This is a genomic window from Caulobacter endophyticus (genome assembly GCF_003116815.1).
GTDB classification, from domain to species: domain Bacteria; phylum Pseudomonadota; class Alphaproteobacteria; order Caulobacterales; family Caulobacteraceae; genus Caulobacter; species Caulobacter endophyticus.
The window spans coordinates 37,403-63,688 of record NZ_QDKQ01000018.1; the positions used below are offsets into that span (position 1 = coordinate 37,403).

Sequence of the window (26,286 nt, forward strand, 5' to 3'; positions counted from 1 at the left end):
GGCCGGTTCAGCAACCGCTTCCCCCCACCGATCGCTTCGCGATCACCTCCCCACAGGGGGACGTTCCTTGATGCGCGGTTACGCCGCCTGGCTGACCTGCGGCGGGAACACGTCGTCCATGCGCAGGTAGGTGATCAGGCGGGTGTCGACCGACAGGATGGCCTGCACGAAGCGCAGTTCGTCGGCGCCCATGTCCGGGGCCGGCTGCAGGTGGTCGCGGGTGATGGTGAAGGTCTCGGAGACGGCGTCCACCAGGATGCCGGCCAGGCGGTCGTGGCACTCGACGACGACGATGACGTGGCGGGTCTCGGGGATGGTGACGCCCAGGCCCAGGCGGTTGCGCAGGTCGATGACCGGCATGATCGCGCCGCGCAGGTTGATGACGCCCTTGAGGAAGCCGGGCGCATGCGGGATCGGGGTCGCCGGGGTCCAGCCGCGGATCTCGCGGACGGTCTTCACGTCGATGCAGAACTCCTGCTCGCCGATGCAGAACGAGATCAGCTCGAGGGCCGGTTCGGCGTGTTCGGTCATCAGGAAATCCCCGGGGTCTGGAAGGCTGGCGCGGACGTCTCCGCTCGCCTGCCACAAGAGCCCGGGCGCCGTTTAACAACGGTTAATGCTGAAGTTTCCCGGCGCTTCCGAGGGCGAGACCGATTGTCGCGGGGCAGTCGGCGCCTAGCCCGCGGCCAGCCGCGTGCGCTTCCTGAGGAACATCGCCGCATCCGCCTCGGCCAGCGAGGTCTCCGGCTCGGCGCCGGCCTCGATCTCGCGCACGCCGAACGACACGTGCAGCGGCGCGCTCCATTCGCCGAACTGCACCGGAACGCCGCGGATCGCCGAGGCCAGGCTCTCGCCCTTCATCTCGGCGGTGGCCTTGTCGGCCTGGACCAGCAGCACGGCGAACTCGTCGCCGCCCATGCGGCCGACGATGTCGCTTTCGCGCACATTGGCCTGCAGGCGTTCGGCCACGGCCTTCAGCGCCGAGTCTCCGGCCGCATGGCCGAAGCGGTCATTGACGGCCTTGAAGTTGTCGAGGTCGAAGAACACCAGGCTGGCGGGCGAGCCGTAGCGCTGGGCGAAGGCCGAGACGCGGCGGACCTCGCGCAGGAAGGCGCGGCGGTTCAGCACCGGGGCCAGCACGTCCATGTCGGCCAAGGTCTCGGCCTCGTTGAGGCGATATTTCAGGCGCGAGACCTCGGTGCGGAGGTCCTCGACCTCCGACATCAGGGTCTGCAGGGCGGCCTGCACCTTGGGCGTCAGGTCGGCGGGCTCCAGGCCCAGGAACCCGGCCTTGTCGACGGGCACGGTTCCGCGCGGGACGGCCGACACGCCAGCGGCGTCGGCGAGGGCCCGGCGGCGGATCGCGGAGAAGGTTTCGGTGCGGGCGCCTGAGATCTTCATCGGAGGGGCGGCGAATCACTTCTGGTCAAGCTGGAAGGAAATCTGCGTTTTCTCGTTAACCATGACAATGGCGGCGGTAAGCCGGCGCCAATAAGCCGCAGGTGGAGAGGCAAGGGGGCGCAGGCGGAACAGCGGTCGAAAACGTCCGAGAACGGGCTTTGGCCCAGGCAGGCGACCCGCTATAAGGCGCGCGATTCAAGGGGCCGCCCCAGGCTTCCTGGTATAAGCTTTATCGTTCGAGGAAGACGCCGATGACCACGTCCGCGCCGCCTGTCGCCATCGTCATGGGCAGCCGCTCAGACTGGCCGACGATGAAGAAGGCGGCCGACGCCCTCGACGAGCTGGGCGTCGCCTACGAGGCCAAGGTCGTCTCGGCCCACCGCACGCCCCAGCGCCTCGTCGAGTTCGCCACTTCGGCCAAGGCGGCCGGCTACCAGGTGATCATCGCCGGGGCCGGCGGCGCGGCGCACCTGCCGGGCATGGTCGCGTCGATGACGCCGCTGCCGGTGCTGGGCGTGCCGGTGCAGTCCAAGGCCCTCAGCGGCCTGGATTCCCTGCTGTCGATCGTGCAGATGCCGGGCGGCGTCCCCGTGGCCACCCTCGCCATCGGCGAGGCCGGGGCCAGGAACGCCGGCCTGCTGGCCGCCCAGATCCTGTCCCTGGCCGACCCGGCCCTGGCCCAGCGGCTGGACGCCCAGCGCGCGGCCCAGACCGATAGTGTCGCCGAAAGCGTCGAGGACTAAGACCATGACCGCCTCTCCGGCTCTTCCTCTGCCCCCCGGCTCCACCCTCGGGATCCTCGGCGGCGGGCAACTGGGCCGGATGCTGGCCCAGGCCGCCTCGCGCCTGGGCTTCGACGTGGTGATCCTCGATCCCGAGGAAAACAGCCCGGCCGGCCGCGTCGCCGCCCGCCAGATCGTCGGCGCCTATGACGACCGCTGGGCGCTCAAGCGCCTGGCCGAGGCCTGCCACGTCGTCACCTACGAGTTCGAGAACGTCCCGGCCGAGACCGTGGCCGAGCTGACGGCCCTGGGCTGCGAGGTCGCCCCCGGCGCCCGCGCCCTGGCCGCCGCCCAGGATCGCGTGGCCGAAAAGACATTCCTGGCCGAGATCGGCGTGCCCACCGTGGCCTTCGCCCCGGTCGACGACGAGGAAAGCCTGCTGGCCGCCGTGGCCAGGATCGGCGCGCCCAGCCTGCTGAAGACCCGCCGCGAGGGCTATGACGGCAAGGGCCAGGCCTGGATCCAGCGTCCGGGCGACGCGATCGCCGCCTTCGAGAAGATCGGCCGCCAGCCGGCCATCCTAGAGGCCCCGGCCGACTTCGGCCGCGAGCTGTCGGTGATCGCCGCGCGCGGCCGCAACGGCGAGATCGTCTGCTATCCGCTGTCGGACAACCACCACGAGGGCGGCGTCCTGCGCCGCACGATCGCGCCGGCCAAGGCCACGCCCGGCGAACGCGACCAGGCCGAGGCCATCGCCGCCAAGATCCTCACCGCCCTGGACTATGTGGGCGTGATCGGGGTGGAGCTGTTCGAGCTGGCCGGCGGCAAGCTGCTGGTCAACGAATTCGCCCCGCGCGTCCACAACACCGGCCACTGGACCCAGGACGGCTGCGAGGTCGACCAGTTCGAGCAGCACATCCGCGCCGTCGCCGGCTGGCCGCTGGGCCCCACCGCGCCGCTGGCCCGGGTCGAGATGACCAACCTGCTCGGTCCAGAGGCCGACGCCTGGAAGAAGCTGGCCGCCGAGCCGGAGACCCGCATCCACCTCTACGGCAAGGGCGAGGCCCGCGCGGGACGCAAGATGGGTCACGTCAACCGCCTGCGGCCGCTGGAAGGCTGAGGATGGACGGTCAGGCGACCATCGGCCTGATCGGCGGCATGAGCTGGGAAAGCTCGGCGCATTACTATCGGCTGATCAACGAGACGGTGCGCGCGCGGCGCGGACCGACCGCGTCCGCGCGATGCCTGATGTGGTCGTTCGATTTTTCCGAGATCGAGGCCCTGCAGCACGCCGGCCGCTGGGGCGATCTGGCCGACCGCCTGGCCGACGCCGGCAAGGCTCTGGAGCGGGGCGGGGCCGATTTCCTGGTGCTGTGCACCAACACCATGCACCGTCTGGCCGGCGAGCTGCAGGCGGCCGTCGACTTGCCGCTGCTGCATATCGCCGACCCTACGGGCCAGGCGATCGTGGGGGCCGGCCTGCGCAAGGTGGGCCTCTTGGGCACCGCGTTCACCATGGAGCACGCCTTCTATAGAGGCCGGCTGGAAGAGCGGTTCGGGCTGGAAGTGGCCGTCCCCGGTGAGGCCGACCGCGCCCTGGTGCATCGTGTCATCTACGAGGAGCTGGTGGCAGGCATGGTGCGGGACGAGTCCCGCCAGGCCTATCGCGAGGTCATCGCCCGACTGGTCGAGGACGGCGCCGAGGGGATCATACTGGGCTGCACCGAGATCATGCTGCTCGTCGGCCAGGCCGACAGCCCCGTGCCGGTGTTCGACACCACGACCCTGCACGCGCTGGCGGCGGTGGACCGGGCTTTGGCCTGAAGATCCTCCCCCTCTGGGGGAGGTGGCCCGGAGGGCCGGAGGGGGGCGTTTTCAGCTTCCGGGGTGATGACCGGCTTCCGCGCCACTCCCCTCTCCGTCGCCTTTGGCGACACCTCTCCCACAGGGAGAGGGTCTTTAGCCCCGCGCGTACCGCATCTTCGCCAGGGCGGTCAGGAACTCCGCCGCCAGGTTGGGGGCCTTCACGCCGGCCTTCCACTTTTCGAAGGCCATCACGCCCTCGATGCGCGCGTCCAGGTGCTTGAGGGCCGACTCGCGGCCCGAGGCCAGGTCGACCGCCAGGGTCGAGACCAGGATTCCCGACAGGATGGCGCGCTTGGAATAGTGGTTCTCGTCGGTGGCCACGTCGCCGGCCCAGCGCCACAGCTGGTCGGCGCTTTCCCACAAGAGAGACAGCGCCAGCGGCAAGTTGGTCGGAAAGGCCAGGAAGGCGGCCCAGCGCCGCACGGCCTCGCTGTCGTGGGCGGCTGCGTCGATGCGGGCGACGACGCCCTCGCGGATCTTCTGGCGGATCTTCAGGGCCGCCGGATCGAGCTTGGCCAGCGATTCCATCGCCTTGGCGTCGTGGCGGCGGGCCAGGATGGCGGCCAGATCACGCGGGCCCTGGGGCAGCAGCAGGTCGGTCTCGCCGGGCGAAAGCTGGGCCGCGGCGGCGGCCGCGCGGACCAGGCCGGCGTTCCAGCCCAGGCGCGGCGACAGGCGCAGGGCCTCGTCCAAAACCCGTTGTTCGGCCTTGTCGGCCCAATCCTGCGTTGCTTCGGCGGCGGTCTGGCTCATGAATCCGAGTCTACACCGGTGTTTAGCGCTCGTCGCGCATGGACACGCGCCCTTCGCTCTGCTATCTGCCGCCCCTCGTCGCCCGGAAGCACCCCTTCCAGGGCGTAAGGTTTTTATTCGCCCGCCCGGCCCCTCAAGAGGGACTTGGGAAATTGGTCGGGCCGTCGAATGGAGAGTCACCCCTGGTCCAGATTTTCGTCCGCGACAACAACGTCGATCAAGCCCTGAAGGCCCTCAAGAAGAAGATGCAGCGCGAAGGCTCGTTCCGCGAGATGAAGCGCCACGTCCACTACGAAAAGCCCTCGGAAAAGCGCGCCCGTCAAAAGGCCGAAGCCGTCCGTCGCGCCCGCAAGCTGGCCCGCAAGCGCGCTCAGCGCGAAGGCCTGCTGCCGATGCCGAAGAAGGCTTCGCGTTAAGAACGCCGTCGAGGCGCGGTCTCTCGCGCCTCCGCGTTTCACGCACCCGAAAACAGACGAAACCCGCGCCGGGCGACCGGCGCGGGTTTTGTTTTGGCCGCAAGGCCGCAAACTGCCCCTCGACGGATCGCCGGACCTCGCCTAGGTTCGCGCGGAACAAGAAGGGAACGCGCATGGGCGGCGACATTCGCATCGGCATCGGCGGCTGGACCTTCGAGCCCTGGCGGGGCCACTTCTATCCGTCCGACCTGAAGCAGAAGGAAGAGCTGGCCTATGCCAGCCGCCAGCTGACGGCGATCGAGATCAACGGCACCTACTATTCCAGCTTCAAGCCCGACAGCTGGAGGAAGTGGCGCGACGAGACGCCCGACGACTTCGTGTTCGCGGTGAAGGCCTCGCGCTTCACCACCAACCGCAAGGTGCTGGCCGAGGGCGGTGAGTCGGTGGGCAAGTTCCTCGACCAGGGGCTGACGGAACTGGGCGACAAGCTGGGCCCCATCCTCTGGCAGTTCATGCCGACCAAGAAGTTCGACGAGGCCGATTTCGGAGCCTTCCTAGGCTTGCTGCCCAAGGAGAAGGACGGGGTGCGCCTGCGCCACGCGGTCGAGGTGCGCAACGACACCTTCATGACCCCGGCCTTCCCGGCGCTGCTGCGCGAGCACGGCGTGGCCGGCGTCTACGCCAAGCACTTCGACTATCCGGAGTTCGCCGACGAGGCCGCCGACTTCGTCTATGCGCGCCTGCAGACAGGCTCGGACGCGGTGGCCACAGCCTATCCCGAGCCCGAGCTCGACCAGTGGGCCGACCGTCTGAAGACCTGGTCGCGCGGCGAGCGCCCCGGCGACCTGCCGCGCATCGACAAGGCCTCGGCCCCCGTGGCCGACAAGCGCGACGTCTTCGCCTTCATCATCCACGAGGGCAAGGTCAACGCGCCCCATGGGGCGATGGCGCTGATCGGGAAGGTGAAATGAGACCCTCTCCCTGAAGGGAGAGGTGTCAGCGAAGCTGACGGAGAGGGAAGGGGCTGCGAAGCCGGCGGCCCCAGCGGAAGCTGAGAACGGCCCCCCTCCGGCCCTCCGGGCCACCTCCCCCAGGAGGGGGAGGGTCTTTAACCCGCAGCCGCGGCCGCCATGTCCCGCCACGGACGGGCTTCCTTGCGGAAGCGCGGATGCGTCTTGGAGAGCCGCTTGTCGAGTTCGGCCAGGGCCTCGCGGGCCTCGGTCTTGCGGCCGGTCTGCCCCAGGAACACCGCATAGCGGGCCATGCCCTCGAAGCCGGGCAGGTGGGCGGCGGCCCAGCGCAGGGAGACGTCGGCCTCGTCGTTGCGGCCCAGCGCCGCCTGGGCGCGGCCGAGCGCCAGGGCGGTCTGCGGCGTGCGGCTCTTCTCGCCCTGCTCGCCCAGGGCTTCCAGCAGCGGCAGGGCCTCGGCGGCGCGGCCAAGCTCGATCAGGCTGTTGGCGCGGGCCAGCATCAAGGCCGGGTCGTGGGCATAGTGGCCCTGCAGCGCCTGGGCGTAGATCCGCTCGGCCTCCTCGTGCCTGCCAAGGCCGCTGGCGGCCGCGGCCAGGCGCGAGAGGTTGGTGACGGTCGGGGCGTCCTCGGCGTCGCGGCCGGCCTCGCGGTATTCGCGCTGCGGATCCAGAGCCTGGCGAGCGGCGGCCTTCATCTGCTGGGCCTTGGACCCGCCCATGAACTCCGGCGCGACGATGGCCAGCAGGTAGACGATCCCGCCCAGCGGCTGAAACATCAGGATGATGAGCAGCCAGTACATCGCCTGCCCCGTGCGCACCACGTGGACGCAGAGGGCGATCGAGAAGATCAGCGACAGGCCAATGACGGGGATCATCGAAAAGGGTCTCCAGCGGCGTCCCGGCTATGTGTGGCGCAGGAGCGACGCCGTCAATCGCTCGGCCCCCCTGCGGCAAGCTGTCACGGCGGTTTCCCGCGAACCCGCGTTACGCCGGGCCTTGCGTGTCTCTCATGTGTCTGACTATTGTCGTTATATTGCGAGACCGCATTCCAATATGTGGGAATATTTCGCAATTGACATAAGCAGACCGGGAAAACCGGCGCTTGGGTTGGAAACATAAGGGCGGGTCCAGCGAGACGCCGCCGTCAGGAGGGACCTATGTCGTCGTCGTCCTTGTATGGTTCGCGTGGTCGCAGCCTGCGGGCGGGCTGTTCGCTTGCGGTCCTGATGTCTGCCGCACTGGCGGCCGGGGCGGCGAACGCCCAGGCAACGCCTCCGCAGCCCTCCGGCGAGACCACCGAGAACGCCGTGGAAGAGGTGATCGTCACCGGCTTCCGCGAAAGCCTGAAGAGCGCCCTGAACGTCAAGCGCCAGTCCTCGGGCGTGGTCGACGCCATCAAGGCCGAGGACATCGCCGACTTCCCCGACGCCAACCTCGCCGAGTCGATCCAGCGGGTGCCGGGCGTGTCGATCACCCGCGTGGCCGGCGAGGGGCGCACCATCACCGTGCGCGGCCTGCCGCCGAACTTCACCCGCGTGCGCATCAACGGCATGGAGGCGCAGGCCACCAGCGGCGCCACCACCAGCGACCGCGGCGCGAACCTTGGCCGGGGCTTCGACTTCAACACCTTCGCCTCGGAGCTGTTCAGCGGCATCGCCGTGCGCAAGACCGCCCAGGCCGAGGTGATCGAGGGCTCGCTGGGCGCCACGGTCGACCTCGACATCGCCAAGCCCCTCGACCAGAAGGGCCGCACCGTCGTGGTCGGCGGCTCGCTGGGCTACAACGACCTGTCCGAGAAGATGGACAAGAAGTTCAGCGCCGTGGTCGGCGACCGCTGGGACACCGCCTGGGGCCAGTTCGGGGCCCAGGCTTCGGTGGCCTGGAGCAAGCGCAAGTTCCTCGAGGACCAGTGGGGCTCGGGCGGCTGGAACCCGGCCACGGTCGACGGCGGTTTCTGCACGCCCGTTGGCCGCCCGGTGCCGAACCCCGCCTTCAACGCCGCCAACGGCACCGATGCGGCCAACTGCGCCACCGGCGTGCCGCGCCCGGCCGCCAACGATACGCTGTTCGACCTGGGCAACCGCTCGACCGTGTTCTTCCCGCGCCTGCCGCGCTACGGCCGCTTCCACCACGACCAGGAACGCACGGGCGCGACCCTGGCCCTGCAATGGAAGCCCAGCGACCGCACCTCGTTCGGCTTCGACGCGCTCTATTCGAACTATGACGTGGTGCGCGAGGAGAACTGGCTGGAAGGCTTCTCCTTCGCCCGCGCCATCAGCCAGAACGGCAAGCCGCAGACGGCTATCCGCGAGCTGATCCTGCGCGAGGCCGGAACCAGCCACACCGCCGGGGTCAACAACGGCCTGCCGGTCTACGACGTGGCCTATGCCCGCTTCGACGGCGTCGACGTGCGGTCCGACACCCAGCACGACGAGTTCCAGAACGTCTTCCAGCAGTACACCTTCAACGGCAAGCACGAGCTGACCGACAGCATCACCCTCTCGGGCCTCGTCGGCTATTCGAAGTCGGACTACGACCAGCCGATCACCACGACGATCATGTTCCAGCGTCCCAATACGAGCATGACCATCGACTTCCGCGACGACCGCGACCAGCCGAAGATCACCCACGGTTTCAATGTCGCCGACGCCAGCCAGTACAGCTTCGCCTCGCCCAACGCCGAGGTGCGGCTGTCGCAGATCTTCACCACCAACATCTACAAGACCGCCGAGCTGAACCTGGCCTGGCGCGTCGATGACGACCTGACCATCAAGGTCGGCGCCCACCACCACGAGTTCACCTTCGACACCTCGGCCCGCCAGCGCAGCAACAACTTCCTGGTCCCGACCCTGACCACGGCCCAACTGCAGGCGGTGACCAAGGTCGTCGACGGTTTTGGCGGCAACGGCATCAAGAAGGACGTCTTCCCGTCCAGCTGGGCGACGATCGACTACGACAAGTTCGTCGACAGCCAGAACCTCTACAGCGACAGCGGCATGTACGCCCTGATCCCCAATTACGGCGGCATCCGCCGGGTGGAGGAGAAGGTGACCTCGGCCTATCTGCAGGCCGACCTGCGGACGGTGATCGGCGGCGTGCCGGTGCGCGGCGACGTGGGCTTCCGCATCGCCCAGACCGACCTTGCGTCGCGCGGCTACCAGATCGGCGCCACGCCCCAGCAGGTGACCGCCGAGAACAGCTATCACGACGTGCTGCCGTCGCTGAACTTCGCCGTCGACCTGCGCGACGACCTGGTGGTGCGCTTCTCGGCCGCCAAGGTGGTGTCGCGTCCGGACCTGGGCTTCCTGACCCCCGGCGGCAGCCTGAACCTGACCGGCACCCCGTCGATCGCTTCGGGCAACCCCGACCTCGACCCGATCCGCGCCACGACGGTGGACCTCGGCGCCGAGTGGTACTTCGCCCCGGGCTCGGTGCTGGGCGTGGGCGTGTTCTACAAGGACATCGCCACCTACGTGCAGAACCAGTCCCAGCAGATGACCTTCCGCGAGACCGGCCTGCCGCTGTCGCTGATCGGAACCTCGGGCGTCGATCCCGACAACACCCCGATCACGGTCACCCGCCCGGTCAACACCCCTGGCGGCCCGCTGAAGGGCTTCGAGATCAACTACCAGCAGACGTTCACCTTCCTGCCGGGCTTCCTGCGCCATACCGGCGCGCTGGTGAACTACACCTATGTCGACTCCCAGATCGACTACTTCCTGGCCGCCGGCGGGGTGACCACCAACGACCTCGTGGGTCTGTCGAAGAACGCCTACAACGCCACGCTCTACTACGAGGACAGCAAGCTCAGCGCCCGCGTCTCGGCCTCGTACCGCGACAAGTCGATCGTCGCCCTGCCGGCCAACAACCCGCTGCAGGACGTCGAGGGCTACGACGCCAACCTGACCTTCGACATGGCCGCCTCGTACCAGATCAACGACCGCCTGAAGCTGTCGCTGGAGGGGCTGAACATCTTCGATCGCTTCAACCGGCAGTTCATCGACTCCGATCGCGACAGCACCTTCGTCTACACCCACACGGGGCGTCAGTTTAACCTGGGGCTTCAGTATCGGTTCTAGGGTCCGATCCCTCCCTCTGTGGGAAAGGGAGGGCCGCGCCGCGGTGGGAGGGTGAGAGGTTACAGCCTCTCACCGCTTCCATCGTTATTCCGGAAAGCGTCTGGTGCGTATCGGGGACCCAGGGCCGTCGCACTGCGTCGGCCCCAGGCGTGGTGCTGGATACCTCGAAGCAGTCGCCGGAAACTGCCGAGAAGGGTGGTTAGGAGACTCTGGCTCTGCGCTTGATCAGGGGGCCAGTCGCCAGAATGACCGTAGCTAGCCCGAGCAGGGGCGCTCCGACGAAAAAGGCGTTGAGCACAAGCTCTGCGAACGCAAACGAGACGAGACCGGGCGGCGCAAATGTAAGTCCGAGCAGCCCACCGCACCCAAGAAGCGAGAGTAGCGACATTAGCCTGAGGCCAGAAACGTTGCTGGCTGTCCGCGACGCAGAATTCCAAGCCAGCAGTGCCCCGGCCGTTAGCGAGATCACGCCCAGCGGCAAACCTATCCCTAGAAAGACAAGCTCGGGATACGACTCAGAGGGCCGCCCCTGAAACTGCCAAACAAGAGGCGTCAGGCCTAGCACCGCCATTAACGCGAACGCCGCCAAGCCGACCCAGAATGCCATAGTCCGAGCGTTCACCTTTGAGCCCTCACGAAGCGCAATCGTGGGCGAGGTTTCCAATGTCCGCAACGGGTCGATCTCGCCCGTTGGCCGGGTGGGCGAAATGTCCGCTTCCTGGAGGTCCGCCAGCGGCAGCAATCGGCGCGAACCGGCCAGCGATGCAGACCTCCGGCTCGGCAGAGAAGGGTGGTGAACCGACCTTCCCAATGCCACACTGCATCGGTGTGGTGGAGGGCAGAGGAAGCCTGAAAGGGCGCCAGAGGGTAATGCTGACCGCGCCCAGGGACTTGGGCACCGCCCGCGTTAAGCCTATGCGCGGGCCTTAGCTCCACCGCACACCAATTGCCGCCATGGGTCGAGTGCGCAAATAGGCGCCCGCGCCGAAGCCGGAAGCAGCGGCTGCTCCGGGCCCGACAGCTTGGCGCGGACTGACCAACTCGCGTGGCGCCAGCTTAGGCCCGCGGTGCGCCTCGCACCCTCCCGCGCCTGCGATGGGCCCCTCTCTCCTACTCCCGGGGCTTCTTCGGGTCGGCCTTGGGGGAGGGGGCCAGGCGCAGCACTTCGGCCTGGTAGCGCTCGTCGTCGCCGGCGGCGGCGAAGGGCAGGGCGTCGGTCACCGCGTCCAGCAGCGGGTCCAGCCACTGGTGCTCGACCTTGTGGAAGTCGCCCAGCACGTAGTGCATGACCATGGCCTTGTCGCCGGGATGGCCCACGCCGATGCGGCCGCGGCGGAAGGCGTCGCCGATCTGGCTGGTCACCGAGCGGATGCCGTTGTTGCCCGCCGCCCCGCCGCCGGCCTTCATCCGGAAACGGCCTGGCGCGATGTCGATCTCGTCGTGGAAGACGATGACGTCGGCCGGCGTGAGCTTGAAGAACTTCATCGCCTCGCCCACGGCGCGGCCGGCCTCGTTGTAATAGGTCTTGGGCTTGAGCAGCAGCAGCTTGACCGGGCCGTTCGGGGTGTCGACCTGGCCCTCGCAGGCCAGCCCCTGGAAGCGCGCGCGCCAGGGCGTCGTGCCCCACTTCCGCGCGATGGCGTCGACGGCCATGAAGCCGACGTTGTGGCGGTTCTTCTCGTACTTGGGCTCGGGGTTACCGAGGCCGGCGAGGATCAGCATCGCTCGGTGCTCACGTACTCAAAACGAAAACGGGCGGACCCGAAGGCCCGCCCGCTTCCTAGATCAGTTCGGTCGGAAGACCGAGCCCGGATCAGCCTTCGACGGTGGTGTCGCCGGCGTCCGACTGGGCCGAGGCCGAGGCCTTCAGGGTCGCGATCACGAAGTCGCGCTCGACGGCCGGCTTCACGCCTTCCGGCAGCTTCACTTCCGAGATGCGGATGGTGTCGCCGATGTCGTGCGAGGCCAGGTCGATGACCAGCTCTTCGGGGATCTGGTCGGCCGGGCAGGCCAGCTCGACGGTGTGACGGATCACTTCCAGCGAACCGCCCTTCTTCAGGCCGACCGAGGTTTCGTGGTTCTTGAAGTGCACCGGCACTTCGATCTTGATCAGCTGGTGCTCGCTGACGCGGTACAGGTCGAAGTGGATCGGCTCGTCGGTGACCGGGTGGAACTGGATCGACTTGGCGATGACCGATTGCTTCTCTTCGCCGTGCTGCAGCGTGACCAGGTGGCCGAGCAGCTTGCCGGTGTAGAGAGCCTTGCGGAATTCGTTCGACTTCACCGCGACGTTCACGGGATCCTTGTCGCCGCCGTACAGGACGCCCGGGACCAGGCCGGCGCGGCGGGTTTCGCGAGCGCCGCCGGTGCCGGCGCGTTCACGGATTTCGACTTTCAGGGTGATCTCGGCCATGTGTGTTCTCTCTTGAGGGCCCATGCCCTCGGAATGCGAAATCGCCGCACAGGACCGGATTGCCCCGCTCGGTCGACGTTTTCAGGAGGGCGCCCAATACACGAAGAGGGCCGCCGGTGCAATCCGGCGGCCCTTTCGCTGTCAGCCGGGGATGGCTGGATCAGGCTTTCTTCTTCTTCACGGCCGCGGGCTTGGCGGTCGTCTTCTTCTTGGCGGTCGGCTTTTCCGGCGGCGGCGGGGGCGGCGGCTCGTAGGGCATCGGCGCGCCCGAGGCCTTGATGACGCAGGCGCCGGTGTCGATCATGATGTGCTGGCCCAGGCAGAAGATGTCCTCGTAGTGCGGCTTGGACACGGCCAGGCACTGGTAGAGGTTCAGCTTGGCCATGTTCAGGCACGAGGCGCTGTTGGGCTCGGCCATGATGGCGTCGATGGTGGCCAGGTTCTCGTCGCCGGCGGCGCCCAGGGCGGCCAGGGCGGCCACGGCCAGGCTGCGGATCACCATCGGGCGGTAGGGCGGCGGAGCCGAGCGCGGACCGGCCGGGGCGGCCGTCGCGTCGAGGGCGGCGTCGATGTTGGCGGCGGGCGCGGGGGCGGCGGCCGGGGCGGCGACCGTCGTCAGAGCGGCCTGCTGCAGCTGGACCACGTCGGCGGTGTCGGCCAGGGCCGGGATCGCCGAGGCGGTCTTGGCATAGGCCAGGCGGCCGTCGCGATCGGTGACGAAGCCCTTCGACCACGCCACGCGCTGCACGTCGTAGGCCGACTGCTTCACCTTCTTGCCGGCCTGGTAGACCTTGAGGCCGTCGGCGCCGAGCGTGTCGATGATGCGGGCGGCGGCGGTGTCGCTGCCCTTGAAGCCGACGGCGTAGGCCGGGTCGGCGATCAGCTGGTGGATCACCTGCTGGCGTTGGGCCGGATCGGCGGCGAAGGCGCGCACCGAAGCCACGAACGTGGGATCCTGAAGGGCCAGCACCGCGCCGTACGACATGGCGCCGCTGAGGAAGTGCTTCTGCTCGTAGCCGACGCCGACCTTCAGCGAGGCCTGGATCTGCTCACCGTTCTGGAAGTTGGCGTCGATGGCCCCGGCGCGGTGCATGTAGCCGCGGAAGGCGCTGGCGCGCTCGACGATCTTGCTCGACAGGGTGATGGGCGGCGGGGCCGGCGGGGCCTGGACGACAGGCGGGGCGGGCGGCGCGGGAGGCGTGGAGCAGCTGGCCAGGACCGAGGCCGCGGCGAGCGCGACGGCCGTTATCGCGGCGCGCGGACGCAGGTTGAAAAGCATGCTGACGACATCCCCGTATGACTGGAACCGGCTTAACATCGCCGACGGGCGACATTGTGACAGTCAGTCCGTTAACCAGACTTTGACAAGCGGGGCTATGAGACGATTTCCGCGAGAGCGCGGATTCCGTTGGATATTTCGCCGACGGAAAATGTGGCGCCGATGTGGCGGCGCGGCGGTTGGGGTTAACGCGGGGGCGTTTTGGGCGCTCGGTCCCCATAACCGTAAAACCCCCGCGAAAGCGGGGGCCTAGGCTTTTTCTGAAACACGCGGCGCTCGACGATAAAACGCCTGGGTCCCCGCTTTCGCGGGGATTTTACGGATAGAGGAAGTAGATCAGTCGAACAGCTTCGACACCGACTCTTCGTTGGCGATGCGGCGGATGGCCTCGCCGATCAGCGGGGCGCACGAGACGTAGCGGATTTTCGGGCAGACCTTGGCCGGGTCAGAAGCCTCGATGGAGTCGGTGACCACCAGTTCGGTCAGGACCGAGTTGGCGACGCGGTCGACCGCCGCGCCCGACAGCACGCCATGGGTGACGTAGGCGCTGACCGAGACGGCGCCATGATTGATCAGGGCCTGGGCGGCGTTGCACAGGGTGCCGGCCGAGTCGGCGATGTCGTCGAACAGGATGCAGCGCCGGCCGGTGACGTCGCCGATGATGTTCATCACTTCCGACTGGCCCGGGCCCGAGCGGCGCTTGTCGACGATGGCGAGATCGGCGTCGTCCAGGCGCTTGGCCAGGGCGCGGGCGCGAACCACGCCGCCGACGTCGGGCGAGACGACCATCAGGTCGTCGCCCAGCGGGTAGTTCTTGATGATGTCGTCGGCCAGCAGGCGCGAGGGCAGCAGGTTGTCGGTCGGGATGTCGAAGAAGCCCTGGATCTGGCCGGCGTGCAGGTCCATCGTCAGCACGCGGTCGGCGCCCGAGCGGGTGATCAGGTTGGCCACCAGCTTGGCCGAGATCGGGGTGCGGCCGCCGGTCTTGCGGTCCTGGCGGGCGTAGCCGAAGTAGGGCAGCACCGCGGTGATCCGCTTGCCCGACGCGCGCTTCAGCGCATCGATGCAGATCAGCAGTTCCATCAGGTTGTCGTTGGCGGGGTAGCTCGTCGACTGGATCACGAACACGTCCTCGCCGCGCACGTTCTCGTCGATGGTGACGAACACCTCGAGGTCGGCGAACCGGCGCACCTGGGCGCGGGTCAGCGGCATGTCGAGGTACTCCGCGATGGCCTGGGCCAGCGGACGGTTGGAGTTGCCGGACAGCAGCTTCATGTTGGATTCTCGGTGGGGGGACGCCGTTGCCGGGCCTTCTAGCAGCGATCCGCCCGGGGGCAATCCTCTTAAGGCCCCAGGTTGCGCTTCGTGAACGTTTCGTGTCGTTCAGGCCGCAGCTTCAGGATCCTCCCCCTTCAGGGGGAGGATCTCTTTCACCCCTCCAGCATGATCGCCGATAGCAGCCGGCCGTAGTCCTTCTGGCCGTTCAGCACCGCGCGGCGGTTGGAGAAGAAGTGCTCGTCCTCGGCGCAGGTGTCTCGGCCGATCCATTCGCGCCGTTCGATGCCGGCCGTCTCGATGCGGTCGAGCACGAAGGCGGGCAGGTCGAAATAGCGCTTGTCGTCGCTCTTGCCCGGCTTGAAGAACCGCTTGGAGCCGGGGCAGTCGGCCTCGAACCTGGCGAAGAACTCGAGGCCCACTTCGTAGGAGTCCGGGCCGATGCAGGGGCCGACGGCGGCGACCATGCGTTCGGGGCGGGCGCCCAGCTCGACCATGGAATCGACGGCGGCCTGCACCACCCCGTCCAGAGCCCCGCGCCAGCCGGCGTGGGCGGCGGCCACCACGCGCGCCTCCGGATCGACGATCAGCACCGGGGCGCAGTCGGCGTGCAGCGCGCCGCAGACCACGCCCGGCGTCTTGCTGACCACGGCGTCGCCCTGTGGGCGGGCGTCGCCCCATGAGCCGTCGGCGACGATGGCGATGGTCGAGTGGATCTGGAAGCAGGTGTTGAGGTCTGCGCGGTCGACGCCGAACCAGCCGGCGGCGCGGGCGCGGTTCTCGATCACGTCGGCCGGTTCGTCCTGGCTGCCGCGCCCGACGTTGAGGCTGTCGTACAGACCCCGCGAGACGCCGCCGTTGCGGGTGAAGAAGGCGTGGCGCAGACCGGGCACGGACGCCAGCAGGGGCGACTGGACGGTGGGGAGCTTGGGCTTGGTCATGCCTCGTCCTCGAAGAGCGGGGGATTGAGCCCCGGCGCGCTCAGGCACGCGACCTTGAACAGATCGCCCATCTGCGCCGCTCCGGTCAGGCGATCAAGCTGTCTTGCGAGGGTGTCGGCGCGATCGGGGCGGGCGGCGGCCAGGGCCTGGGCCCGCGCCTCGATCCCGAGCGCCCGCAGGAAGTCGCCCTGGCCGATCACCGGCGGCGCGGCGGCGCCGGCCTGCCGGGCCGCGTCCAGCACCGAAGGGAAGTCGGCCCAGACGGTCAGGTCGGCCTGGCCGGGGTTATCGAGAGGCCCTTCCTTCTGGTGGGCGCGCAAGGCCTGCAGGGTGTCGCCGGCCTCGGGCGCTGCCCGGCCGTAGTCGATCAGCAGCGCCGCCCCGCCGTCACGGGCCAGCCGATGGCCGAGTTCCGAGCCCAGCGCCGCCTGGGCCGGCGAGGATTCGAGGATGGCGCCGGCGGGAAGGTCCTCCCCCCATGGGGGAGGTGTCGGCGAAGCCGACGGAGGGGGGAGTGACTTCAGAATGTCCGACGCGGCGGCTGAAACCGCCCCCCCTCCGGCCCTCCGGGCCGCCTCCCCCAGAGGGGGAGGAGAAAGCGAGCGCAGCCCGAACGCCAGTTCGCCGTCCTCGCCCAGGCCCACGACCCGTTCGGCCCAGCCGCCCTCGGTCTTCACAAACTGCCGGGCGGGCAGGCAGTCGAGCAGTTCGTTGGCGACCAGCAGCAGGGGGGCGTCGGCCGGCACCTCTTCTAGCCGTCCGGCCCAGCTCACCGAAACGCCCGCCAGCTTGTCCTTCTGCGCCGCGCGCAGCACCGGCGAGACCTCGACCAGCCACAGGTCGGCGGCCTCCAGGAAGGCGGGCAGCAGGCGGGCGGCGCGCAGGACGTCGCTCATCAGGGTCCCGTCGCCGGGGCCCATCTCGACCAGGCGGAACGGCGCGGGGCGGCCCATGCGGTCCCAGGTCTCCATCAGCCACAGGCCGATGAGCTCGCCGAACATCTGGCTGACGCCCGGCGCGGTGATGAAATCGCCTTCCGAGCCCAGGGCCGGGCGGTTGGCGTAGTAACCGTCGCGCGGATCATGCAGGCAGCGGGTGAAGTATTCAGGGACGCTGATCGGGCCGTCCTGGGCGATCTGAGCCTTGAGGCGGCCCAGCAGCGCGGGTTCTCGCAGGCTCAAGGCTGGACCGGCTCCGGCGGCGCCGCGACCGGCGTCTTCAGAGCCTTCCACAGCAGCCAGACGCCGATCAGCAGCATCGGCAGCGACAGCATCATGCCCATGGTCAGGCCCAGCGGGAACTCGGGCATGCCCTGGTCGGGGTTGCGCACGCCTTCCAGCGAGAAGCGGAACAGGCCGTAGCAGATCAGGAAGGTCGCCACGAGCGCGCCGCGGCGCTGCAGCCATTTGAAGCGCCAGACCAGCACCTGCAGGATCGCGAACAGCAGCACGCCTTCCAGCGCGGCTTCATAGAGCTGGCTGGGATGGCGCGGCAGTTCGCCGGCCGGGCAGCCATAGGGATAGTGGGCCTGGCGGATGGTGTCGTTGCAGAAGATCACGCCGAGCGGCGAGTCGGTGACCCGGCCCCAGAGCTCGCCGTTGATGAAGTTGGCGCAGCGACCGAAGAACAGGCCGATCGGGGCCACCGGCGCGACCAGGTCGCCCAGCTTCAGCAGGTCGATGCGGTTGCGCCTGGCGAAATAGACCACGGCCGCGCAGACGCCCAGGAAGCCGCCGTGGAACGACATGCCGCCTTCCCAGATCTTCAGCACGTTCAGCGGATTGGCCGCCAGGTCGGCGCGCTGGCCGTCGTTGACCAGCATGTAGAACAGGATGTAGCCGATCCGTCCGCCCAGGATGATGCCGAGCGTGATCCACAGCACCAGGTCGTCGACCTGCTCGGTGGTGGCCGTGGGCCGGTGTCCGCCCCATGGGGCGGCCGACTTCACCAGGCGGACGGCGTACTGCCAGCCCAGCACGATGCCGGCGACGTAGGCCAGAGCGTACCAGCGCAGGGCCAGAGGGCCCCATTCCAGGGCCCAGGGGCCGATGTGAACGACGGGGTCGATGTCGGGAAAGATCACGCCGCGCGGCTCCGTTCGGGACAGATGGTCGCAGGGATACCTGCTTCGTGGTTCGCTTTCATCCCCGCTCACCATATAAAGACCTGTGGGCGATTTGCGCCCGGCCGGAACGACGATGCACAGCCAGAATCCTTTCCTCGACGAATTCGCCAAGTTCACCCAGGCCGCCATGGGCATCGCCCAGACCGCGGGCGACGAAGCCAAGACGGCGTTCCGCGCCCAGGCCGACCGCTGGGCCGCCGAGCTGGACCTGGTGCGTCGCGACGACCTGGAGGTCCTGAAGGCCCAGGTGGCCGCGCTGCAGGCCGAGGTCGCCGCCCTGAAGGCCGAAAAGGCCGCGGCTCCGAAGCCCGCCGCCAGGAAGGCGACTCCGAAGGCCGATCAACCTGCCGAAAAGGGCGAATAAAAGGTTTACTGCTCGCTCCGAGCGTGAACGCTGTTGTGGCCAAACGCGCGAAGCAGCTTAGACTCTCCTTTCGTGGGCGACACCCGGCGGGTCCCACGCCCGTCATCGCCCCTGGGGGCCAAAGGTTCTGATGGACACCCAACCCGACGACGACGTCCTGCTGGCGCTGGATCCCCTCGAGGTAGTCGAGCACGTGCTGGCCGCCGAAAACCTGACCTTCGACCGGACGGAAGACGGCGATCTGGCCTTCGCCCTGACCGGCGACTGGAAGGATTACGAGCTCTGGTTCGCCTGGCGTCCGGAGGCCGACTGCCTGCAGCTGTGCCTCTCGCTCGACCTGCGGGCGTCGAAGACCAAGCGTTCGGGCGCCTACGAGCTGCTGTCGATGATCAACCAGCGCGTCTGGCTGGGCCATTTCGAGGTCTGGACCGACGACGGCGAGGTGGTGTTCCGCCACGCCCTGGCCCTGCCCTCGGGCGAGCGTCCGACCATGGCCCAGGCGGCCTCGATGATCGATGCGGCGGTGGAAGCCGCCGACCGCTTCTACCCGGCCTTCGACTTCCTGCTGCACGGCGCCAAGACCCCGGACGAGGCCATGGCCGCCTGCATGTTCGAGACGGTGGGCCAGGCGTAGGGTTCCAGGCGCAGGATCTGTCGCCCCTGCGATCTTCGAAAGCCGTCCTCTCCGGTTCCGGGGCGGGCGGCTTTTCCATTTTTGGCATACACCAATAAGGTGACGCCGCTTCCCCGTCGCGCTAAGCGCCCTGCGACAGCAGACACGCGGGAGCCGCATCCATGACCCCCATCCTCCTTCTCGGCGCGGGCCGCATGGGCGGGGCCCTGATCGAGGGCTGGCGCAGGACGGAAGCCTTCGCCCTTTCCGACCTGATCGTCCGCGACCCGGCCGCCACCGCGCAGGCCTTCCCCGGCGCGGTGGTCAATCCGCCGCTCGAAGCCCTGGGCGCGGCCAAGGTGGTGCTGCTGGCGGTCAAGCCGCAGATCTGGCGCGAGGCGGTCAAGGACGTGGTCCCGCATCTGGCCCCCGACGCCATCATCGTCTCGATCGCCGCCGGCGTGCGCGCGGCCGACATTTCCGAAGCCTTCGGCGGCCGGCGCGTGGCGCGGGTGATGCCGACGACCGCCGTGGCCATCGGCCAGGGCGCGGCCAGCCTCTATGCCGACACGCCCGAGGCGCTGGAGGCGGCCAAGGCCCTGCTGGCTCCGGTCGCCGCAACGGTCGAACTGGCGGACGAGCGCCTGATGCACGCGGCCACCGCCGTTTCCGGCTCGGCGCCCGCCTATCTCTACGCCTTCATCGAAGCGCTGGAGGCCGCCGGGGCCGATCAGGGTCTGACGCCCGAGGACAGCGCCCGCCTGGCCCGCGCCACCATCGCCGGCGCCTCGGCCCTCCTGGCCCAGGGCGGCGAGGAGCCTTCGGACCTGCGCAAGCAGGTCACCTCGCCAGGCGGCACCACGGCCGCGGCGCTGTCGGTGCTGATGGGCGAGGGCGGCTTCGGGGACCTGCTGCCCAAGGCGCTTGCGGCGGCGGTGAAGCGGTCGGAGGAATTGGGATCCTGATCCCTCTTCCCTTGCGGGAGAGGGTGGCCCCACGGAGTGGGGTCGGGTGAGGGGTCTCTCGGAAACAAAACGCCGCGACAGCCGATCGGCCGTCGCGGCGTTTTTCGTATGTGCGACCCCTCATCCGTCGGCTGCGCCGACACCTTCTCCCGCAAGGGGAGAAGGCGCTATTGGGTCACGTCCACCAGCGCCTGCGGAACCGTCCCCCGCGCCTTGGCCACGAACTCCACGGCTCGCACGATGTGGTCGGCGAACTCCCCGCCCAGCAGGCGGGTGTGGGTGGCGCCGGCGACATGGTCGACATAGCCGTGCTGCGAAGCGCGGGCAGGCGCGGCCTGCATGTCCTTCCACTGGGCGCGTTCGCCGACGCGGGCGCCTGCGGTGACCACGGCCACCGGCCATTCGGGCTTGAACGGCGGCTGGGCGGCGGCCTGGTCGGAGGCCTCGGCCCACAGCGTGACCTCCTGCGCCGAGGTGCGGTTGTGGCGGCCGTTGGCGAAGCCCCAGCGCTTCTCGGCCTTGGCGTCCGGCGGCAGGCCGATCTTGTCGCCCAGGCGGGTATAGACCAGCGGCTTGTAGAGCCCGGTCGAGGCGCCCAAGGCCGCGGCCCGCGAGATGAACACGAACGACTTGATGAAGCCCTTGGCGCGCCGGATCTTGGCGGCCTCGGGCGTGGCGGCGTCGACCAGCACCAGGCCCGCCACCTTGTCGGGGTTGCGGCCGGCGTATTCGCGCAGGCGCAGGCCGGCCATCGAGTGGCCGACCAGGATGTAGGGACCCGTCTCGCCCGAGGCGGCGACCAGCTTCTCGAAGTCGGAAACGATGGCCAGGCCGTCGCGGGGCTTGGGGCCCTTGGGCGAATAGCCCATGCCGGCGCGGTCGTAGGCGCAGGCGCGCCAGCCGGCGGCGGCCAGGGCGTCCTGGGTCGCGCCCCAGTCGGCGGCGAAGCCGAAGGCGCCGGCCTCCAGCCAGACGGTCGGGCGGTCGGGGCGGGTGGCCTCGCCTTCGCAGACGAGCCGCAGCTTACGCCCCTCGCCTATGTCGACGAAGGTCCCGCGCGGGGCCTTGTGTCCGACCGCGGCCATCACGCCGCCCGCCGCGACGAAGGAGACGAAGAGCAGGGTGAAGGCGGCAAGGGCGCGTCCGGCGTGCTTGAGCATGGATGCCAATGTAGGCGAGCGCGGGCGTTCGTCGAGGGCGCCCGCGACGTCCGGGCGCGGTTTATTTCCGGCGGATCAGTCCCTAGACTCGCGGGTCATGCGTCGCGCGCTTTCCGCCCTGTTGCTGGTCGCCGCCCTGGCCTCGTCGGCCGGGGCCCAGACCCATGCCCGCCGCGCCCTGTCGGTTCCCGCCCCGGAGGCGACGCCGGCCCCCAGCGCCCAGGCCGTGATCCCGCCGCCGATCCCGCTGCAGTCGCCAAGGCCCGGCGCCGATCCGGCCGCCTGCAAGGCCGTGTGCGCCAAGACCTACTACTTCTGCCGCGCCAACACCGACGACGACAGCTGTCCCGGCGAATGGGCCCGCTGCGACGCCCGCTGCAAGGCGACGTTCGCTCGGCCGAACGGCAACTAAATCCTCCCCTCTGGGGAGGTGGCCCGAAGGGCCGGAGGGGGGACGTTTTCAGCTTTCGAGGCGTTGGCCGTCTTCGCGTGACTTCCCCCTCCGTCGGCTTCGCCGACACCTCCCCCTTCAGGGGGAGGATCTTTCTATCTCCTCTTGCTCCGCGCCCGGAACGAGGCTCAAATCCTGACGGGGCGTCACTGACGCCGCCCAACAAAAGAGCCGCGCTTCGATGTCGAACATCGCCTATTTCCCCGCCATGCCGCCGCGCGAGGACAATCGCCCGGGCAAGCGCGAGCGCACCAAGACCGCCAACCGCCAGGCCATCCTCGACGCGGCCCGCCAGGTGTTCGGCGAGCTGGGCTATGACGGGGCCACGGTGCGCGACATCATCCGCCTGACCGGCCTGGCCTCAGGCACCTTCTACAACTACTACAAGTCCAAGGAGGAGGTGTTCGACGCCCTCGCCGACGACGGCGCGCGACGCTTTCGGCCGCTGCTGCGGGTGGAGTTCGAGAAGGCGACCGACTTCGCCTCGTTCCTGCGCGGGGCCATGCGGGCCTATTTCGAGTTCCTGGCCGCCGAGCACGAGACCTGGCGCGTCAACCGTCCGGCCGGCGAGACCCATCCGCAGGTGCGCGCCACGCCTGAGGTCACCGCCGTCTTCGGCGAGGTGCGCGAGGCCTTCGAGCGTGTGCTGGAGCGCGAGCACGCCCCGCCGGTCGACCTCGACTACCTGACCGCCGCCTGCATCGCCGTGGCCCGCGAGGTAGGCGACAAGATGCTGGAGCGCCGGCCGATGGACACGCAAGGGGCCACCGCCTTCGCCGTCGGCCTGATCCTCGGCGGCCTGCCGGCCCTGCCCAGGCCCTAGACCCTTCTCCAAGTCCACAAAGAAAGAAGCCCCCGAATGGCCGACGTCCAGAAGCTGGTCCTCAAGACGATCCTGTCGCTGCCGACCCCGATCCTGCGGGCGCTGAGCGGCGGGGGCGTCGTCTATCGCGGCGGCCGCACGCTGGACCCGCGCTTCCAGTTCTTCGCCCATGCGGCCAGGGGCCTGCCGTCGATGACCGCGCTGTCGCCGGAAGAGGCGCGGGCGGGCAGCGCCAAGGGCCTGCTGGCGGTCTCCGGTCCGCCGGAGGTGGGCGTGCGCAACGAGAGCCTTACGATCGACGGCCCCGGCGGCCAGATCCCGATCCGCGCCTATCGTCCGGCCGAGCAGGACAGTTCGGCGCCGCTGATCGTCTTCGCCCATTTCGGCGGCGGGGTGATCGGCGACCTGGAGACCTGCCACGCCTTCTGCGGGATCCTGGCGCGCATCGCCAGGACCGCGGTGCTGTCGGTCGACTACCGCCTGGCGCCGGACCATCGCTTCCCGGCCGGGCTCGACGACGTGCTGGCCGCCTATCGATGGGGGCGGGACAACGCCGCCCGCTTCGGTGCGGCGCCGGGACAGGCCGCGATCGGCGGCGACAGCATGGGCGGCAACTTCGCCGCCGTGCTGGCGCAGGAGATGCAGCGCGCGGGCGAGGCCCAGCCGGCCTTCCAGCTGTTGATCTATCCCGCCGTCGACGTGGCCAGCGAGAGCCCGTCGATGGCCACGTATGCAGATAGTTATCCGCTGAGCCGCCCGATCATGGAGTGGTTCATGGGCCACTATATGGGGCCCGAAGCCGATCCGGCCGATCCGCGCCTGTCGCCCGACAAGACGCAGGACCTTACGGGCCTGGCCCCGGCCATCGTCGTCACCGCCGGCTTCGACCCGCTGGTCGACCAGGGCGAGGCCTACGCCAAGCGGCTGATCGCGGCCGGGGTGCCCACCGTCTACCGCTGCTACGACAGCCTGGCCCATGGCTTTACGGCCTTCACTGGCGCGGTCCCGGCCGCCGATGCGGCCTGCCGCGAGATCGCCGCGCTGGTGCGGGCGGAGATCGAGAAGTGAAGCCCTTCCCCCGGGATGGGGGAGGGGGTGGAACAAGGGTGGCGCGGCCTGTCCAGTTTGCTGCCGGTCTAAGGCGGATTGCAGCTGAACCGCCTTGGTCGCGCCCATGCCCGGCCCTTCCCCCATCCAGGGGGAAGGGAGCATGAAGGCGCTGGTCGTCGAAAGTCTCGCGCCCGACTTCGCCGGCTGCGCGGTCCGCGAGGTCGCGACCCCGACGCCCGGGCCGGGGCAGGTGCTGGTTCGGATCAAGGCCGCCGGCGTCAACTTCCCCGACCTCTTGATGACCCGCGGCGAATACCAGCTGAAGCCGGACCTGCCCTTCACGCCCGGCCTCGACTTCGCCGGCGAAGTGGCGGCGCTGGGCGAGGGCGTGGAAGGTTTCGCGATCGGCGCGGCGGTGGTCGGCGGGGCGCGCACCGGGGCCTTCGCAGAATATATCGCGGTTCCGGCCAGCGCCCTGAAGCCCAAGCCCGCGCGGCTGTCGTTCGCGCAGGCGGCTTCCTATGGAGCGGCCTATCTTACCGCGCGGGTGGCGCTGACGCGGCGCGCCGACCTCCAGCCCGGCGAGTGGGTGCTGGTGCACGGCGCGGCCGGCGGCGTGGGGCTGGCGGCCGTCGATCTGGCCAAGGCCATGGGCGCCAGGGTGATCGCCGCCTCGGCCTCCGACGACAAGCTGGCGGAGGTTTCGCGGCTCTTCGCGCCCGACGCGACGGTCAACGTCACCGGCGGCTTCCGCGACCAGGTCAAGGACATCACCGGCCGGCGCGGGGCGGACGTGGTCTACGACCCCGTGGGCGGCGACGTCTTCGACGAGAGCCTGCGTTGCCTGGCCTTCGACGGCCGGCTGCTGGTGATCGGCTTCACCTCGGGACGGATCCCGACGGTCTCGGCCAATATTCCGCTGATCAAAGGCGTCTCGGTGATGGGCGTGCGGGCCGGCGAATACGGGCGGCAGTTCCCCGAGAAGGGCGCCGAGGACCAGGCCGCGGTGTGGGCCATGGCCGACGCCGGGACCATCCGGCCCCACGTCCATGCCGAGGTTCCGCTGGACCGCTGGCGCGAGGCGTTCGACCTGCTGGCGTCACGGCGGGTGGTCGGCAAGGCGGTGGTGGTCTTCTAGCAACCCTTAGGCCGGCCGTCGCGCCCTCAGCGCCTGGGCGATCGTCCCGTCGTCCAGCCAGTCCAGATCCCCGCCGACGGGGACGCCGCGGGCCAGCATGGTGACCGGCACATTGGTCTGGGCCAGGCGGTCGGCGAGGTAGTGGGCGGTGGTCTGGCCGTCGACGGTGGCGGGCAGGGCGAGGATCACCTCGGCGACCTCGCCGCTGGAGGCGCGCTCCAGCAGTTCGCCCACCCGCAGGGTCTCGGGGCCGACGCCGTCCAGCGCCGACAGCAGGCCGCCCAGCACGTGGTAGCGGCCCTTGAACGAGCCGCCGCGTTCCATGGCCCAGACGGAACCGACCTCCTCGACCACGCACAGCAGGCGCACGTCACGCGAGCCGTCGCTGCACACGGCGCAGGGGTCGGTGGTGTCGAGCGAGCCGCAGACCCGGCAGGTCTTCACCTTGGCCTGGGCGTCGGCCATGGCGGCGGCCAGCGGCGCCAGCAGGGTGTCGCGCTTCTTCAGCAGGGCCAGGGCCGCCCGCCGGCCCGAGCGCGGTCCCAGGCCCGGCAGCTTCGACAACAGGGCGATCAGGCGCTCGATCTCGGGTCCGGCGGAGGCGGCCAAGGGGCTAGAACTTCATCCCGGGCATGCCGCCCATCAGCCCGGCCATGGGGCCGGCGGCTTCCTGCATCATCTGGGCCTGCTTGGCTTCCAGCTTCTTCTTGGCGTCGGCGTGGGCGGCGACGATCAGGTCGGCGATGACCTCGCCTTCGCCCGGCTCGATCAGGCTCTCGTCCAGCACGACCTTCTTCAGATCGCCCGCGCCAGACAGGGTGACGGTGACCATGCCGCCGCCGGCGGTGCCTTCGATGATCGCCTCGCCGAGGCGGGCCTGGGCGTCGGCCAGCTTCTGCTGCATGGCCTGGGCCTGCTTCATCAGGCCGCTGAGGTCTTTCATGGTCTGCTCCTCGAAAGGTTCTTTCCCTGCCCCATCAAGGGGGAAGGGAGAAAATCAGTCCTCGGCCTCGTCCGGCTCGATCGGCGCGGGTTCGGGGGCCAGGACCTTGCGGATTTCGACGATCTCCGTGCCGGGGAAGGCCGACAGCACCGAGGCGACGAACGGATCGGCCTTGATGGCGGCCAGGGCTTCGCGCTCCTCGCGCTTCTGGCGCTCCATCAGGCTCTCGGCCCCGCCGCCGCCCTCGGCGGCGACCAGCCAGGGCTGGCCGGTATATTCCTTCAGCGCGCGAACCAGGCGGCCGGCCAGGTTCCCCGGGGCGCCGGGCGCGGCCTCGAAGGTGATCGCGCCGGGGCGGAAGCTGATCGGGCGGACATACTGCTCGACATCGAGCCGCAGCCCGATGTCGCGCTTCTCGGCGATCAGCTTCAGCACGTCGTCGAACGAGGCCAGCACGGGGGCGGCCGGGGCGACCCCGGCGGCGGCCATGGCGCGCGGCGCGGCCGAGACGGCGCCGCCCGGGGCGGCGCCTCCGCCC

Annotated in this window: 27 protein-coding genes and 1 pseudogene; 13 read left to right on the forward strand and 15 right to left on the reverse strand. The window is 69.3% G+C overall.

Annotated elements, in window-relative coordinates; genetic code table 11:
• Window positions 1-78: 78 nt before the first annotated feature.
• Both DDF67_RS03360 and DDF67_RS03365 read right to left on the reverse strand, forming a co-directional pair.
• Window positions 79-531 carry a chemotaxis protein CheW gene (locus DDF67_RS03360; RefSeq protein ID WP_058348012.1) on the reverse strand — a complete coding sequence of 151 codons (453 nt, stop codon included), beginning with the start codon at window positions 529-531 and terminating at the stop codon, window positions 79-81.
• Window positions 532-675: 144 nt separating this feature from the next.
• The gene (locus tag DDF67_RS03365; RefSeq protein WP_109099533.1) at window positions 676-1,401 is read right to left on the reverse strand and encodes a GGDEF domain-containing protein; all 726 of its coding nucleotides are present in this window, start codon (window positions 1,399-1,401) and stop codon (window positions 676-678) included.
• 251 nt (window positions 1,402-1,652) lie between these two features.
• Between DDF67_RS03365 and purE the strand changes: the two genes are divergently transcribed.
• Genes purE through DDF67_RS03380 form a run of 3 tightly spaced genes read left to right on the forward strand, consistent with a single transcriptional unit; the run spans window position 1,653 to window position 3,947 of the window.
• Window positions 1,653-2,144 carry a 5-(carboxyamino)imidazole ribonucleotide mutase gene (gene purE, locus DDF67_RS03370; RefSeq protein ID WP_109099534.1) on the forward strand — a complete coding sequence of 164 codons (492 nt, stop codon included), beginning with the start codon at window positions 1,653-1,655 and terminating at the stop codon, window positions 2,142-2,144.
• Between the two features lie 4 nt (window positions 2,145-2,148).
• On the forward strand, window positions 2,149-3,243 hold the full coding sequence (locus DDF67_RS03375; RefSeq protein ID WP_109099535.1) for a 5-(carboxyamino)imidazole ribonucleotide synthase: 1,095 nt from the start codon (window positions 2,149-2,151) through the stop codon (window positions 3,241-3,243).
• 2 nt (window positions 3,244-3,245) lie between these two features.
• A complete protein-coding gene (locus tag DDF67_RS03380) occupies window positions 3,246-3,947 on the forward strand; it encodes an aspartate/glutamate racemase family protein (protein ID WP_109099536.1) in 702 nt (233 codons plus the stop codon).
• A 135-nt stretch (window positions 3,948-4,082) separates the two neighbouring features.
• On the opposite strand, the gene DDF67_RS03385 is transcribed toward DDF67_RS03380, so the two are convergent.
• A complete protein-coding gene (locus tag DDF67_RS03385; protein WP_109099537.1) occupies window positions 4,083-4,742 on the reverse strand; it encodes a COQ9 family protein in 660 nt (219 codons plus the stop codon).
• A 182-nt stretch (window positions 4,743-4,924) separates the two neighbouring features.
• On the opposite strand from DDF67_RS03385, the gene rpsU reads away from it, so the two are divergent.
• Complete coding sequence (gene rpsU / locus DDF67_RS03390) at window positions 4,925-5,158, forward strand: 30S ribosomal protein S21 (RefSeq protein ID WP_081612876.1); 234 nt, start codon at window positions 4,925-4,927, stop codon at window positions 5,156-5,158.
• A gap of 173 nt (window positions 5,159-5,331) precedes the next feature.
• Complete coding sequence (locus DDF67_RS03395) at window positions 5,332-6,129, forward strand: DUF72 domain-containing protein (RefSeq protein WP_109099538.1); 798 nt, start codon at window positions 5,332-5,334, stop codon at window positions 6,127-6,129.
• 137 nt (window positions 6,130-6,266) lie between these two features.
• Here the strand turns inward: DDF67_RS03395 and DDF67_RS03400 are convergent, their stop codons facing one another.
• Entirely contained in the window at window positions 6,267-7,004 is a 738-nt protein-coding gene (locus tag DDF67_RS03400; RefSeq protein ID WP_109099539.1) for a tetratricopeptide repeat protein, read from the reverse strand.
• A 351-nt stretch (window positions 7,005-7,355) separates the two neighbouring features.
• Here DDF67_RS03400 and DDF67_RS03405 point away from each other — a divergent pair, with 351 nt between their 5' ends.
• On the forward strand, window positions 7,356-10,208 hold the full coding sequence (locus DDF67_RS03405; RefSeq protein ID WP_233247531.1) for a TonB-dependent receptor: 2,853 nt from the start codon (window positions 7,356-7,358) through the stop codon (window positions 10,206-10,208).
• A gap of 1,110 nt (window positions 10,209-11,318) precedes the next feature.
• Here DDF67_RS03405 and pth read toward each other — a convergent pair.
• From pth to lgt, 7 genes are all read right to left on the reverse strand, one after another.
• Window positions 11,319-11,930, reverse strand: a complete 612-nt coding sequence (gene pth / locus DDF67_RS03415) for an aminoacyl-tRNA hydrolase (RefSeq protein WP_109099542.1) — start codon at window positions 11,928-11,930, stop codon at window positions 11,319-11,321.
• Between the two features lie 91 nt (window positions 11,931-12,021).
• Window positions 12,022-12,621 (reverse strand): 50S ribosomal protein L25/general stress protein Ctc, encoded by a 600-nt coding sequence (locus tag DDF67_RS03420; RefSeq protein ID WP_109099543.1) that lies wholly within the window; start codon window positions 12,619-12,621, stop codon window positions 12,022-12,024.
• A gap of 160 nt (window positions 12,622-12,781) precedes the next feature.
• Window positions 12,782-13,900 (reverse strand): hypothetical protein, encoded by a 1,119-nt coding sequence (locus tag DDF67_RS03425; protein WP_109099544.1) that lies wholly within the window; start codon window positions 13,898-13,900, stop codon window positions 12,782-12,784.
• A gap of 336 nt (window positions 13,901-14,236) precedes the next feature.
• On the reverse strand, window positions 14,237-15,175 hold the full coding sequence (locus DDF67_RS03430) for a ribose-phosphate pyrophosphokinase (protein ID WP_109099545.1): 939 nt from the start codon (window positions 15,173-15,175) through the stop codon (window positions 14,237-14,239).
• A gap of 155 nt (window positions 15,176-15,330) precedes the next feature.
• On the reverse strand, window positions 15,331-16,116 hold the full coding sequence (pgeF, locus tag DDF67_RS03435) for a peptidoglycan editing factor PgeF (protein WP_109099546.1): 786 nt from the start codon (window positions 16,114-16,116) through the stop codon (window positions 15,331-15,333).
• Window positions 16,113-17,297 carry a class I SAM-dependent methyltransferase gene (locus tag DDF67_RS03440; protein WP_233247532.1) on the reverse strand — a complete coding sequence of 395 codons (1,185 nt, stop codon included), beginning with the start codon at window positions 17,295-17,297 and terminating at the stop codon, window positions 16,113-16,115. Before DDF67_RS03440 ends, pgeF begins: the two co-directional genes overlap by 4 nt.
• The gene (lgt, locus tag DDF67_RS03445) at window positions 17,294-18,199 is read right to left on the reverse strand and encodes a prolipoprotein diacylglyceryl transferase (RefSeq protein WP_109099547.1); all 906 of its coding nucleotides are present in this window, start codon (window positions 18,197-18,199) and stop codon (window positions 17,294-17,296) included. The genes DDF67_RS03440 and lgt overlap by 4 nt, the downstream gene beginning before the upstream one ends.
• 115 nt (window positions 18,200-18,314) lie before the next feature.
• On the opposite strand from lgt, the gene DDF67_RS03450 reads away from it, so the two are divergent.
• The 3 genes from DDF67_RS03450 (at window position 18,315) to proC (ending at window position 20,183) form a co-directional block, all read left to right on the forward strand.
• The gene (locus DDF67_RS03450) at window positions 18,315-18,605 is read left to right on the forward strand and encodes an accessory factor UbiK family protein (protein WP_109099548.1); all 291 of its coding nucleotides are present in this window, start codon (window positions 18,315-18,317) and stop codon (window positions 18,603-18,605) included.
• Window positions 18,606-18,735: 130 nt separating this feature from the next.
• On the forward strand, window positions 18,736-19,239 hold the full coding sequence (locus tag DDF67_RS03455) for a type III secretion system chaperone family protein (protein ID WP_058350607.1): 504 nt from the start codon (window positions 18,736-18,738) through the stop codon (window positions 19,237-19,239).
• Between the two features lie 161 nt (window positions 19,240-19,400).
• Window positions 19,401-20,183 carry a pyrroline-5-carboxylate reductase gene (proC, locus tag DDF67_RS03460; RefSeq protein WP_109099549.1) on the forward strand — a complete coding sequence of 261 codons (783 nt, stop codon included), beginning with the start codon at window positions 19,401-19,403 and terminating at the stop codon, window positions 20,181-20,183.
• A gap of 167 nt (window positions 20,184-20,350) precedes the next feature.
• Here the strand turns inward: proC and DDF67_RS03465 are convergent, their stop codons facing one another.
• A complete protein-coding gene (locus DDF67_RS03465; RefSeq protein WP_109099550.1) occupies window positions 20,351-21,343 on the reverse strand; it encodes an alpha/beta fold hydrolase in 993 nt (330 codons plus the stop codon).
• Window positions 21,344-21,440: 97 nt separating this feature from the next.
• Between DDF67_RS03465 and DDF67_RS03470 the strand changes: the two genes are divergently transcribed.
• The 4 genes from DDF67_RS03470 to DDF67_RS03485 all read left to right on the forward strand — a co-directional run bounded on the left by DDF67_RS03470 (window position 21,441) and on the right by DDF67_RS03485 (window position 24,805).
• On the forward strand, window positions 21,441-21,755 hold the full coding sequence (locus tag DDF67_RS03470; protein WP_109099551.1) for a hypothetical protein: 315 nt from the start codon (window positions 21,441-21,443) through the stop codon (window positions 21,753-21,755).
• A gap of 220 nt (window positions 21,756-21,975) precedes the next feature.
• Window positions 21,976-22,617: a TetR/AcrR family transcriptional regulator gene (locus tag DDF67_RS03475; protein WP_109099552.1), complete on the forward strand. Its 642-nt coding sequence runs from the start codon at window positions 21,976-21,978 to the stop codon at window positions 22,615-22,617.
• A 36-nt stretch (window positions 22,618-22,653) separates the two neighbouring features.
• Window positions 22,654-23,685 carry an alpha/beta hydrolase gene (locus DDF67_RS03480; RefSeq protein ID WP_109099553.1) on the forward strand — a complete coding sequence of 344 codons (1,032 nt, stop codon included), beginning with the start codon at window positions 22,654-22,656 and terminating at the stop codon, window positions 23,683-23,685.
• A 106-nt stretch (window positions 23,686-23,791) separates the two neighbouring features.
• The gene (locus DDF67_RS03485) at window positions 23,792-24,805 is read left to right on the forward strand and encodes an NADPH:quinone oxidoreductase family protein (protein ID WP_408608564.1); all 1,014 of its coding nucleotides are present in this window, start codon (window positions 23,792-23,794) and stop codon (window positions 24,803-24,805) included.
• 6 nt (window positions 24,806-24,811) lie between these two features.
• On the opposite strand, the gene recR is transcribed toward DDF67_RS03485, so the two are convergent.
• From recR to DDF67_RS03500, 3 genes and pseudogenes are all read right to left on the reverse strand, one after another.
• Window positions 24,812-25,414, reverse strand: a complete 603-nt coding sequence (recR, locus tag DDF67_RS03490; RefSeq protein WP_109099555.1) for a recombination mediator RecR — start codon at window positions 25,412-25,414, stop codon at window positions 24,812-24,814.
• Between the two features lie 4 nt (window positions 25,415-25,418).
• Window positions 25,419-25,748 (reverse strand): YbaB/EbfC family nucleoid-associated protein, encoded by a 330-nt coding sequence (locus tag DDF67_RS03495; protein WP_109099556.1) that lies wholly within the window; start codon window positions 25,746-25,748, stop codon window positions 25,419-25,421.
• 54 nt (window positions 25,749-25,802) lie between these two features.
• Window positions 25,803-26,286 (reverse strand): annotated as a pseudogene (locus tag DDF67_RS03500) (DNA polymerase III subunit gamma/tau); the annotation flags it as partial.

Bases quoted from the DNA above. Each gene is read 5' to 3' on its own strand.
- DDF67_RS03465 (WP_109099550.1), bottom strand. From the start codon at position 21,343: ATGCTCAAGCACGCCGGACGCGCCCTTGCCGCCTTCACCCTGCTCTTC.
- DDF67_RS03420 (WP_109099543.1), bottom strand. From the start codon at position 12,621: ATGGCCGAGATCACCCTGAAAGTCGAAATCCGTGAACGCGCCGGCACC.
- DDF67_RS03475 (WP_109099552.1), top strand. From the start codon at position 21,976: ATGTCGAACATCGCCTATTTCCCCGCCATGCCGCCGCGCGAGGACAAT.
- purE (WP_109099534.1), top strand. From the start codon at position 1,653: ATGACCACGTCCGCGCCGCCTGTCGCCATCGTCATGGGCAGCCGCTCA.
- DDF67_RS03385 (WP_109099537.1), bottom strand. From the start codon at position 4,742: ATGAGCCAGACCGCCGCCGAAGCAACGCAGGATTGGGCCGACAAGGCC.
- DDF67_RS03405 (WP_233247531.1), top strand. From the start codon at position 7,356: ATGTCTGCCGCACTGGCGGCCGGGGCGGCGAACGCCCAGGCAACGCCT.
- DDF67_RS03495 (WP_109099556.1), bottom strand. From the start codon at position 25,748: ATGAAAGACCTCAGCGGCCTGATGAAGCAGGCCCAGGCCATGCAGCAG.
- DDF67_RS03480 (WP_109099553.1), top strand. From the start codon at position 22,654: ATGGCCGACGTCCAGAAGCTGGTCCTCAAGACGATCCTGTCGCTGCCG.
- DDF67_RS03400 (WP_109099539.1), bottom strand. From the start codon at position 7,004: ATGATCCCCGTCATTGGCCTGTCGCTGATCTTCTCGATCGCCCTCTGC.
- DDF67_RS03380 (WP_109099536.1), top strand. From the start codon at position 3,246: ATGGACGGTCAGGCGACCATCGGCCTGATCGGCGGCATGAGCTGGGAA.
- proC (WP_109099549.1), top strand. From the start codon at position 19,401: ATGACCCCCATCCTCCTTCTCGGCGCGGGCCGCATGGGCGGGGCCCTG.
- DDF67_RS03360 (WP_058348012.1), bottom strand. From the start codon at position 531: ATGACCGAACACGCCGAACCGGCCCTCGAGCTGATCTCGTTCTGCATC.
- DDF67_RS03450 (WP_109099548.1), top strand. From the start codon at position 18,315: ATGCACAGCCAGAATCCTTTCCTCGACGAATTCGCCAAGTTCACCCAG.
- pgeF (WP_109099546.1), bottom strand. From the start codon at position 16,116: ATGACCAAGCCCAAGCTCCCCACCGTCCAGTCGCCCCTGCTGGCGTCC.
- DDF67_RS03470 (WP_109099551.1), top strand. From the start codon at position 21,441: ATGCGTCGCGCGCTTTCCGCCCTGTTGCTGGTCGCCGCCCTGGCCTCG.
- DDF67_RS03455 (WP_058350607.1), top strand. From the start codon at position 18,736: ATGGACACCCAACCCGACGACGACGTCCTGCTGGCGCTGGATCCCCTC.
- DDF67_RS03430 (WP_109099545.1), bottom strand. From the start codon at position 15,175: ATGAAGCTGCTGTCCGGCAACTCCAACCGTCCGCTGGCCCAGGCCATC.
- DDF67_RS03395 (WP_109099538.1), top strand. From the start codon at position 5,332: ATGGGCGGCGACATTCGCATCGGCATCGGCGGCTGGACCTTCGAGCCC.
- pth (WP_109099542.1), bottom strand. From the start codon at position 11,930: ATGCTGATCCTCGCCGGCCTCGGTAACCCCGAGCCCAAGTACGAGAAG.
- DDF67_RS03375 (WP_109099535.1), top strand. From the start codon at position 2,149: ATGACCGCCTCTCCGGCTCTTCCTCTGCCCCCCGGCTCCACCCTCGGG.
- DDF67_RS03365 (WP_109099533.1), bottom strand. From the start codon at position 1,401: ATGAAGATCTCAGGCGCCCGCACCGAAACCTTCTCCGCGATCCGCCGC.
- DDF67_RS03485 (WP_408608564.1), top strand. From the start codon at position 23,792: ATGCCCGGCCCTTCCCCCATCCAGGGGGAAGGGAGCATGAAGGCGCTG.
- DDF67_RS03425 (WP_109099544.1), bottom strand. From the start codon at position 13,900: ATGCTTTTCAACCTGCGTCCGCGCGCCGCGATAACGGCCGTCGCGCTC.